This is a genomic window from Nostoc sp. UCD121 (assembly GCF_014222285.1).
Taxonomy (GTDB): domain Bacteria; phylum Cyanobacteriota; class Cyanobacteriia; order Cyanobacteriales; family Nostocaceae; genus Nostoc.
Map to the genome: position 1 here is coordinate 1 of NZ_JACKZS010000247.1, position 10354 is coordinate 10354.

The following is a 10354-nucleotide window of genomic DNA, read 5'->3' on the forward strand; positions in this document are numbered from 1 at the left end:
CCCTTGCCCTTTGCCCCCTGTCCCCTTGCCTTCCTTCCTTGGATATTGATTCTGTAATACAACCCCTTCAACGCTTTGGTGTCCATCTAGGACTCGATCGCATTGTCCACTTATTGGCAAATCTCGGCAATCCTCATCACCAAGTCCCGGTAATTCATGTTGCTGGCACTAATGGGAAAGGTTCCGTCTGTGCCTATCTTTCCTCAATACTTACTGAGGCTGGTTATCGCACAGGACGCTACACTTCCCCCCATTTAGTCGATTGGACGGAACGTATTTGTTTGAATGAACAGCCAATTTCTTCTGAAGAACTGAGCCAATTATTAGAAAAAGTCCAAGCAGTTATTCAGGCTGGTGACGAGGAGATCCCCCCAACCCTCCTTTCCAAGGGGGGCTATGTTTCCCACTTGGAGGAGGATAGGGGGGATAAAACTTTTTCACAGAAGTATGGGAACCCCACTCAGTTTGAAGTAATTACAGCGGCTGCTTGGTTATATTTTGCCCAGCAGCAAGTAGATGTGGCTGTGGTAGAAGTCGGACTAGGAGGGCGCTTAGATGCAACTAATGTCTGTTTGGAACCCATAGTTACTATCATCACTTCCATCAGTCGAGAACATTGGCAGCAACTTGGCCCCACCGTCGCGGACATTGCTAGAGAAAAAGCAGGTATTCTCAAAGCTGCATGTCCCGTCGTGGTTGGGCAATTGCCACCGGATGCAGAAGAAGTTGTGCGATCGCGCGCTTTAGAATTAGAATGTCCAATTTTTACGCCTCAACCTGCCCGTCAAATCACTACAGGATGGGCAGAATATCAAACACTTCAAAATTCTCAATTAATTAAATATCCTTTGCCACTAGCCGGACAAATTCAATTAGCAAATTCAGCTTTGGCAATAGCAGCTTTAGAAATTCTCCAACAACAGGGTTGGCAGATTTCTGAAGAAGCCATAATTAAGGGCATGGCAAAAACTCAATGGCCAGGGCGGATGCAATGGGCTACCTGGAACAACCATAAAATATTACTTGATGGCGCTCATAATACTGCCGCCGCCCAAGTTCTTCGTCGGTATGTTGATAGCTTAGACGCAGTTAATCCCAAGCCCATCACTTGGATTATAGGAATGTTTTCCGATAAGGATCATGCTGATATTTTTGCCGCCCTGCTGCGGCCAGGCGATCGCCTTTTTTTAGTACCAATACCAGTAGAATCCTGGCCAGGTAGAACCTCTGCCGATCTAGACTCCTTAGCAAACCTAGCTTATAGCATCTGTCCCAAATTAAGCGATCGCCAAATCCATCCAGATTTATTTACAGCACTAGAAGCCGCAACTTCAACCACCACCAAAGACAATTTAAGCGTTTTATGTGGTTCCCTTTATCTAGTAGGCGATTTTTTACAAAGGAGGAGTAAGTAGTGAGGTAAATAAGGGGAATTAGGGAGTAGGAGAAGAAAAACTATTGACTAATTCCCAATTCCCAATTCCCAATTTATCTATTGTTCCACTCTTGTGCCGCATCTTCTACGGCTTTATCTACAGTTTTTTGATCTAACATTGCTGCTTGCAAGTTCTCGTAAACTGCTTTTTGTAGTTTGTTAAAATCCTTCAAAGTCGGGGTTAATATTTCTGCTTGTTGCAGTTGTTTAGCAGTGATAACTCGCGCTTTTTCTACTGTAGAAGCATTAGCTGGAACATCTTTAAAGTAACTATCAGATAATGCTTTGATTGTAGAAGGTAGAACATTTGCAGCTTTCGCAAAAGCTAACTGATTTTCGTCATTGGTAACAAATAACGCAAACTTAACAGCGCTATCTGGCTGTTTGCTATCACGGGGAATAACTATGTTCATCACCGCGACATTTTTCTTACCTGTGTCACCAGTTAATTGAGGTGCTATTGCTGAAGCTTGGGCGATTTTCGGGGCATTATTAGCGATCGTTTTTAGAAACTCTGGCCCAGAAGCTAGAAACACAGTTTCTCCAGATTGATATAAATCGATCGCATGGCGATGTCCTTGCGTTAAAGCCTCTTTAGGCAGTAGCCCTTTTTTATACAAGTCTACCCAGTACTGGAACGCTGCCTTACCTTGTGCTGAATTAAACGCTGCTTTTCCATCAGCATCTACTAAGGTGACTCCCATTTGCACAAAAGATTCCAGCACTTCACCGGAATCTTGCGGTACGAAAGTTACAAAAAAGGCATATTTGCCAGTCTTATCTTTAATTTGTTGTGCTGCTTGTGCTAATTCTGCGTAGGTTGAGGGTATCTTATTGATACCTGCCTGTTTTAATAAATCAGTGTTATAAATGGTTAACCTTGTGGTGAGATACCAGGGAAACCCAAAACTCTTGCCATTAAGCGTACTCGCTTTCCAGATATTCGGTAGATAGGAGGAACGTATATCGTTTGAGACTTTCGCATCTAAATCTAACCAGGCATTTCGCCCCGCCAGTTGGGAAGCGAAACCTGGATTGAGGTTAACTACATCAGGTGGCGTTTTTGCTGAGACAGCTGTTAAAATTTTGTTCTCCATAGCTGCCCAAGGCACATCAACCCAGTTAATCTTTATACCTGGATTTTGCGATTCAAAATTTGCAATTAGATTTTTGAAGTAGTCGGTAAATTGAGGTTGGAGTTGCATTGTCCAAAACTCAATAGTTGCCCCTCCTGAATTAGCTTGTTTTGTATTTGTACTAACATTACCTGTGCTGCAACTTACAATCCAACTGGTTAATAAGCCAAGCAGTGCCAAAGCAAGAAGTTGTTTAAATTTTCGCAATTGAATCATTTTCCCAGTATTTTTACGCTTGATCAGTGTGAAAAGCTTAGACAGAATTGTCGAGATTATAGGCTAAATAAATTACGTGTAGAGACGTAATATATTACGTTTCTATCCACAACAAATTTAAATTTTCAATTTAGCAGTCCATCGGGCACAACTGTGGTACAAAAATTCAATCGTCTGTTTGGCAAATCGAATAAAGGGGTCGGCATTGAACTTGCTCCCGAACGGGTAAATGTAGTTCAGCTACGCAAACAGCGTCAAGGCTTGAAACTAGAAACCTTTACATCGGTAGCAGTTCCAGAAGGCGTAGTTACCGATGGTCAAATCACCGATCCCGCAGCAATGGCGCAATTAATCCAGCAGGCGCTAGCAGAAAGCAAAATCAAAACTACTCGTGTTGCCACTGGTGTACCAGGGCGAGATTCCATCGTTCGGATTATACCTGTACCAACGGAGTTAGATGACAAAGAACTGCGAGAAATGGTGCTAAACCATGAAGCAGGTTTGTATTTGCCCTATCCCCGTGAAGAAGCTGATGTAGATTATCAGAAACTTGACTACTTTGTAGATGAGGATGGCATTGAAAAAGTACACGTACTTTTAGTAGCCACTCGCAAGGAAATAACGGATACCTATATAAGTACATTCGAACAGGCAGGACTACAAATTGATGTTTTAGAAATTAACAGTTTTGCCCTGATTCGAACTATTCGTGAGCAACTGCGACAATTTGGGCCGCAAGAAGCAGCAGTCCTAGTTGATATAGAGTTCGACAGTACAGAAATCGCCATCATTGTTAACGGAGTACCGCAATTTTCGCGCACAGTGCCCATAGGCACTTATCAAATGCAAACTGCGTTAGCAAGGGCAATGAGCTTACCCACATCACGAGATATGGAACTGTTACACGGAATGATTATTCCCCCAACTCCTCTAGATGGTGGGAAAACCGGTGTTACCGAAATCGATCCTGGTATGGCAGCCATATTAAGAGTATTGGGAGAACTAACGGATGAACTGCGCCGTTCAATCGATTTTTACCTTAATCAAAGTGAAAATTTGGAGGTAGCGCAGATTTTATTAGCTGGGCCAGGAGGCGGACTCCAACAGCTAGATGAATTCTTTACCCAACGATTAAGCTTGCCAACTACCCAAATAGATCCAATTGGGTCTTTGTCGTTAGAAGTTGACACTGATAAATATCCACAGGTACAACGTTCTGGCTTGGCGATTGTACTTGGTTTAGGAATGCGGGAGGTGTAATACCGATTTTAGACTTCGACTTCGCTCAGTCGAACGATTTTGGATTGTTTGTTTTGATAGTTACGCTGTTTGAGAATTCTCAAACCATAAATATTTGTTTCTAATTGGTGTGAGAAAATGTACAGTTTGGATGTTAATTTTCTTAAAGATCGCCCAGCATACCAGCAAAAGCCTGACAGAAAGGGAGGAATATCCCTAAAATTCCCTACAGGTAATATGACACCAGTGTATGTGGGGGTTGCAGTAGGTATAGGTCTTCCAGCTTTATTGGGAGTTAGTTGGTGGTTGTTGCAAGGGAAGATTGTTGAATTAGATGCTCAGATAGCACAATTCGATCAGGAAAGTAAGAGATTAGATACTGAAATAGGAAATCTGAACAAAATCAAAGCCGAGACGAGTGCAGTTAAAGGGGAAACCCAAGCTTTAGTCACTGTATTCGACCAGATTCGACCTTGGTCAGCAATGCTGCAAGATTTGCGCGATCGCATCCCAACAGCAGTGCAAATCGAAACTATTAAGCAAATCCCACCTCTTGCGGTAGTAGCAGGGCAGCCCCCAAGCAATCCGGCCGGCGGATTAGAAATTACCGGATTGGCTCGTTCTTTTAACGATGTCAATGATTTCTTATTGAGTTTACAACAGTCTCGGTTCTTGAAGTCCACAGAAAGCAGAATTCTGACGGCAGCATTAGTAGATGCTCCCTTACCACCAGGTGCAGCACAACCTTCTAGTGGTGTAACAATTAAGCCACCCCAAGTAGTTAAATACACTATTCAATCTAGCATGAGCGATATTCCAGCTTCGGAATTAATCCGGGAGTTGGAAAAAAAAGGCACAGTGGGGTTAGTAACTCGAATTCGTAGTATGCAACAAACAGGAGTCATTCCAAAATGACGCTGAGTGATGATTTAAATTTTGCCGAACATGGTGGCGAATTCAATTCGGAAACGCCAGCCCACCCCGTGATATTTGGTATTGCTTTTACACCAAAAATCATTGGCATCTTGGTAGGGGTAATTGGTTTAGCGGGAGCAGGTTATATATTGTTAAACCTGCTAATGCCAGCTTGGGAAAGCTACCAGCAGCAGCAAGCCAAAAGTTCTGAACTGCAAGCGCAAATTGAGCAAAAAAAAGCCAGTATCAAAGAGATTGGCAAAGTTAAAGAAGAGCTAGCGCAGGCAAAACAGCAAAAAGTTCAGGTTTTAGGTTTATTTGCTAACGAAAAAACCTTAGATACATTGCTGTTAGATTTGAACCGTTTGATTGAGTCTGGCAATACTCCAACTTCTATTAATGCAGTCAGAGCCAAACTGAAGAAATTTGTACCAGTTTCCCAAAAGCCAGAACCAATTATTGATGGATCTTTAGGACTACTGGTTGACGGCAAGCTGCAACGCAGCACTATCAATGCCGAAATTACAGGAACTTATGAGCAAACACAATCGATAATTCGTAACATTGAGCGATTACAGCCTTTGTTGATAGTTAAAGATTATCAAGCAAATTTGGCTCCAGTAGAGTCAAGATCCCCATTAGACAAAACACCAGTACAGGTTGGGCCGGCAGCGATTAACACATCATTCCAGTTACAGGTATTGATGCCACTTAGTCCTGAAGAAATAGCAGCTAAAGCTGCTGCCGCAGCTAAAGCTGCCCCGAAAAAGTAGTTTTTAATTAGTAGTTATGAATTGTGAATTGTGAGTTAGGAGTTATCATTCCTAACTATTCACTCATAACTTCTTACTTTTAACGAACTACTCAAAATTGTTTGTAAACAAGGTTTTATTAGGTGAGGAATGAACTGTGAAACAGCTTCACGGTAATAGTTTTATATTAGGTACTGCCGCTTTTGTATTTTTGGCAGCTCAACCAGTTTGGGCACAAATTAGTCAAGTTACTAATGTCCAGTTAAATCCAGTTAATGGTGGAATTAGTGTTGCTTTGAAAACTTCTTCAGGCTCGCGCCCGCAAGTTTTCACAACAAAAAGAGGTAAGGCTTTAGTTGCAGATATTATCAATACTCAATTACGATTACCACAAGGTAATAGTTTTCGTCAAGATAGCCCAGCACCAGGAATTGCATCTGTCGAGGTTAGCCAGCTTGATGCCAACAGCATTCGGGTAACGGTAACTGGCAGCAGCAATATACCTAGCAGTCAACCCGTGGTGCGATCGCAAAATGGAATTACACTCAGCTTTAGTCCATCGGCAGGCACTATAGCATCAGCACCAACGCCAACAGCGCCAACACCCACAGCACCGCCTGCTACAACTCCAGTCCAACCTGGTCAAAATTCAGGTGTTCTTGTTCCCAATCCACAAGTCACCATTGACGGACAACCTGCACAAGCTGCTGGGCCAGGCCAACCTCTAAGCCAGGCTCCACCTTTCTTACCCAGAGCCGTTGCCCCACCAGTAGGAGATATTGCTGTTTCCGCCACTGATGCTTCTCCTAGCACCATTGACTTAGGAACTCAGGAACGTGTGCCCCGCTTAGTATTGCGAGATGCACCGGTGCGTGAGGTTTTGTCACTGCTTGCTCGTGCTGCTAATTTGAACTTGGCTTATATCGGAGGTGAGCAAGGTGGTGGAGGTCAACCAGGTGCTACTGCACAAGCAACTTCTCAAACCATCTCTTTAGATATAGAAAACGAGCCAGTACAAGATGTGTTTAACTACGTCTTGCGTTTGAGTGGTTTAGAAGCTAACCGCAGTAATCGCACAGTTTTTGTGGGGCCTAAACTACCTAATTCCACCCGTGACATGGTTATGCGTAACCTGCGACTCAATCAGGTCACGGTGGGAGTCGCCATCAACTTTTTGGTTGGCTTGGGGGCAGAAAGTGCCATCAGCCGAGAACGACAAGTTACCAGTGTTAGTGCTGTAGCTGTTGGGAATGCAGCTGCTCCCATCACACAAGCTCAGACAACTACAGAAACCAAGGTTGAAACTCAACGCGTTGATTTCAAAGACTCTAACCCATTACTGAGAGGTTTACAGGCATTAGGAGATGAACGCACTAATTCTTTAACCTTGATTGGGCCTCCCAAGCTAGTTCAGATGGCAATGGCTCAACTAACTCAGCTTGATATCCGCCGTCGTCAAGTGGTAGTTAACGTCAAGATTATCGATGTTAATCTCAATAACACTCAGGACTATAACACTAGCTTTTCTTTTGGGATTGGCAACAACTATTTTTCAAATGATGGTGGTGCAGCGTCTCTTAATTTCGGTGGTTCCAGACCAGCTACTAGTTCTGAAGTAGCAAGTAGTGTTACTAGTACACCTACAACCGCTAATCCACTTAGTAGCGCAAATATTTTTCTTAACCCACAAGATCCAAATACAGGAATACCTACTGCTGGTGTAAACTCTAACCCAACGCAACCAGGTCTTTCTGCATTTACCGCAGCAACTCCAGGAACAATTACATCTGTTCCAACTCAGTTTGACCCGGTTACTGGTCTACCGACTCAATATACTAGTCAGGTAACTGGCCAAACCCCTGCTCAATATACATATAGCTTGCCTTCTATTTATCAATTCCCCAAACGTCTTCTCAGTAGCTTGCAAGCTCAAGTCACAAATGGCAATGCCAAGATTTTGACTGACCCAACTTTAATTGTTCAAGAAGGTCAACAGGCTCTTGTCAATCTGACTCAGGAAGTGGTGGGAAATATAACTCTCCAAACAACCGATACTTCTGGTGGTTCTAGGACAGAAAGAACAATTGAAAAACAAAAAGTTGGCTTAACCTTAAGTGTGAAAATTGACCGGATTGACGATAATGGGTTCGTTTCTCTATCGGTTGCTCCTACTGTCAGCGCTCCCACAGGCTCACAAAATACAGGAAATGGACAAATTGTTTTAGTCTCTGAACGTTCCCTTACTTCTGGCTTAATTCGCTTACGAGATGGTCAGACACTAATTCTCTCAGGCATTATTCAAGACCAAGACCGGACAAGTATTTCCAAGATTCCAATTTTGGGCGATCTTCCCCTTATTGGTGCGCTGTTTAGAAGTACAAATAGATCCAACCAGCGCAATGAGGTGATTGTATTACTCACACCTCAAATTATGGATGACTCTGAAAACTCCTCCTATGGTTATAACTACAATCCCAGCCCAGAAGTGCGGCAAATCCTTGAACGTCGAGGGTTGAAGCTTCCCGGTAGGCAATAAAGATAACAAGCAGGTAAGTTACATTTGGCAAATGCTCAGATCCCCGACTTTTTTAAGAAGTCGGGGATCTTCTTGCGTAATAGACGCACTAGAAAAAATTGTGTTCGCGATCGCTACCACAAATGTTAAGAAATATGTAACTAATGGATAGCCTTGTAGGGGAGACGCTTTGATTTTTCCCCTTCCCTACTAAAAAAGCTCGCTAGGGGATTAAATTTCGTGTTGGATTTTTCAGATGATATGAAAAGTGAGCAAAATAACCGACTTTTTAGAGAAATCGGGAACATGAGCCTTCGATTTCCATAAAAATTGCTTAATCTCAGCAATAACTCTTCAACATCGGTAATTAATCCCAACAAATCCTCACCATCTCCCACCTCCCCACTCCCCTGTTTTCTTGGCGATTGCGGTATTTACTAAGTATTTTTTCCTACTTTTGGGGTGGTTTTTAGTGAAACAAGTACCCTAAAACTACAAAAAATCCTGAAATCTATATAAATTAATGGTTTCATCTATCCACATCAGGCTACTACGCTTTAGAATGATTCATTGAAAAGTCGAGCCGATGGGATGTACAGCCGTTTTGAGTAAACATACTCCCAAAGGATGATTTTTGTATTCCCGCTAACAAAGATTTTAATACAGATGTACCAGGGTGCATCCGTAAAGAATCTCAAGTAAACCTTCAGGAGTTTGACATGAACAAAGGTGAATTAGTTGATGCCGTAGCTGAAAAGGCTAGTGTTACCAAGAAACAAGCGGATGCAGTCTTAACTGCCGCTTTGGAAACGATTATTGAAGCGGTTTCCTCTGGTGATAAGGTGACATTGGTGGGATTTGGCTCATTTGAATCACGCGAACGTAAAGCCCGCGAAGGTCGCAACCCGAAAACAAATGAGAAAATGGAAATTCCCGCAACGAGAGTTCCTGCTTTCTCCGCAGGCAAACTGTTTAGAGAAAAGGTAGCACCCCCAAAAGCATAGGTTCTGTCTTCGGGAACCCTTTTTTAATGCGGCAACCTGCACACGGGGGGAATTTAGCCTGGGCAGCAGCACTGGCTGGCTGTCCCCCTGATGCTATTCTGGATTTTTCTGCTAGCATCAGCCCGTTGGGGCCTCCAAACAGCGCGATCGCTGCTATACTGTCCCAGCTTGGTAATCTTAAGCACTATCCAGACCCAAACTATAGTGAACTGAGACTAGCTCTCAGTCACTTCCATCAACTGCCTCCTGAGTGGATTCTGCCGGGTAACGGCTCCGCAGAATTACTCACTTTAATAGGTAGGGAATTGGCTCAATTAGCCGCGACAACTTTAATCACTCCAGCCTTTGGTGACTATTACCGAACCTTGGCAGCGTATAACGCTAATGTGCTGGAGTGTCCTTTGTCATTAGTCACTGGTCATTGGTCATTATTCATTGACAAAGGACAAAGGACGAATGACAAAGGATTATTGCTGAATAATCCCCACAACCCAACCGGAAAGATATTTTCACGGGACTCTATCTTGCCCTACCTGGAGCAATTTGCTTTGGTTGTGGTGGATGAAGCATTTATGGATTTTGTGCCGCCTAATGAGGAACAAAGCCTAATTCCGGTGGTGCAGGAATATCCGAATTTAGTAATATTGCGATCGCTAACCAAATTTTACAGTCTCCCAGGATTGCGATTAGGATATGCGATCGCCCACCCCGACTGCCTAGCTAAATGGCAGCGATGGCGTGACCCTTGGCCCGTAAACACTCTAGCTGCTGCGGCGGCAATTGCAGCCCTCCAGGATACAGAGTTTCAGCAGCAAACCTGGGCATGGCTACCACCTGCACGAAACCAACTCTTTCAGGGTTTGGCTGAAATACCGGGATTGCAACCCCAAATAAGTGCTGCTAACTTTTTACTGGTTGAGTCTGAAGAGTCTACTTCGCAGTTACAGCACCAATTACTCAAGTATCACCAGATTTTAATCCGTGATTGCCTTAGTTTTAAAGAATTAGGCGATCGCTTTTTCCGGGTTGCTGTACGCGAAGAGTCCGATAACCAACGCTTACTAACAGCGCTAAACTCAGTGTTGAGTGGGAAGTAGGGGAGGCAAGGGAGGCAGGGGAGGCAGAGGGAGGAGGGGAAGAAG

The 10354-nt window shown here is 43.5% G+C and carries 8 protein-coding genes; 7 read left to right on the forward strand and 1 reads right to left on the reverse strand.

The genetic code is table 11. The features are described 5' to 3' along the window. Positions 1 to 38 precede the first annotated feature (38 nt). On the forward strand, positions 39 to 1415 hold the full coding sequence (locus GNF10_RS31705) for a folylpolyglutamate synthase/dihydrofolate synthase family protein (RefSeq protein ID WP_185585783.1): 1377 nt from the start codon (positions 39 to 41) through the stop codon (positions 1413 to 1415). 73 nt (positions 1416 to 1488) lie between these two features. Here the strand turns inward: GNF10_RS31705 and GNF10_RS31710 are convergent, their stop codons facing one another. Beyond that, positions 1489 to 2787 carry a sugar ABC transporter substrate-binding protein gene (locus GNF10_RS31710; protein WP_185585782.1) on the reverse strand — a complete coding sequence of 433 codons (1299 nt, stop codon included), beginning with the start codon at positions 2785 to 2787 and terminating at the stop codon, positions 1489 to 1491. Between the two features lie 153 nt (positions 2788 to 2940). Between GNF10_RS31710 and pilM the strand changes: the two genes are divergently transcribed. The 6 genes from pilM to cobD all read left to right on the forward strand — a co-directional run bounded on the left by pilM (position 2941) and on the right by cobD (position 10309). Beyond that, positions 2941 to 4047, forward strand: coding sequence for a type IV pilus assembly protein PilM (gene pilM, locus GNF10_RS31715; RefSeq protein ID WP_114085264.1), 1107 nt, complete (start codon positions 2941 to 2943; stop codon positions 4045 to 4047). A gap of 117 nt (positions 4048 to 4164) precedes the next feature. Then, positions 4165 to 4941, forward strand: coding sequence for a PilN domain-containing protein (locus GNF10_RS31720; RefSeq protein ID WP_185585781.1), 777 nt, complete (start codon positions 4165 to 4167; stop codon positions 4939 to 4941). Next, positions 4938 to 5714 carry a pilus assembly protein PilO gene (locus GNF10_RS31725; RefSeq protein ID WP_185585780.1) on the forward strand — a complete coding sequence of 259 codons (777 nt, stop codon included), beginning with the start codon at positions 4938 to 4940 and terminating at the stop codon, positions 5712 to 5714. Before GNF10_RS31720 ends, GNF10_RS31725 begins: the two co-directional genes overlap by 4 nt. A 136-nt stretch (positions 5715 to 5850) precedes the next feature. Further along, entirely contained in the window at positions 5851 to 8229 is a 2379-nt protein-coding gene (locus GNF10_RS31730) for a type IV pilus secretin family protein (protein WP_185585779.1), read from the forward strand. Between the two features lie 698 nt (positions 8230 to 8927). Next, on the forward strand, positions 8928 to 9212 hold the full coding sequence (locus GNF10_RS31735; protein WP_010998076.1) for an HU family DNA-binding protein: 285 nt from the start codon (positions 8928 to 8930) through the stop codon (positions 9210 to 9212). 26 nt (positions 9213 to 9238) lie between these two features. Next, positions 9239 to 10309: a threonine-phosphate decarboxylase CobD gene (gene cobD, locus GNF10_RS31740; protein ID WP_185585778.1), complete on the forward strand. Its 1071-nt coding sequence runs from the start codon at positions 9239 to 9241 to the stop codon at positions 10307 to 10309. Positions 10310 to 10354: the final 45 nt, after the last annotated feature.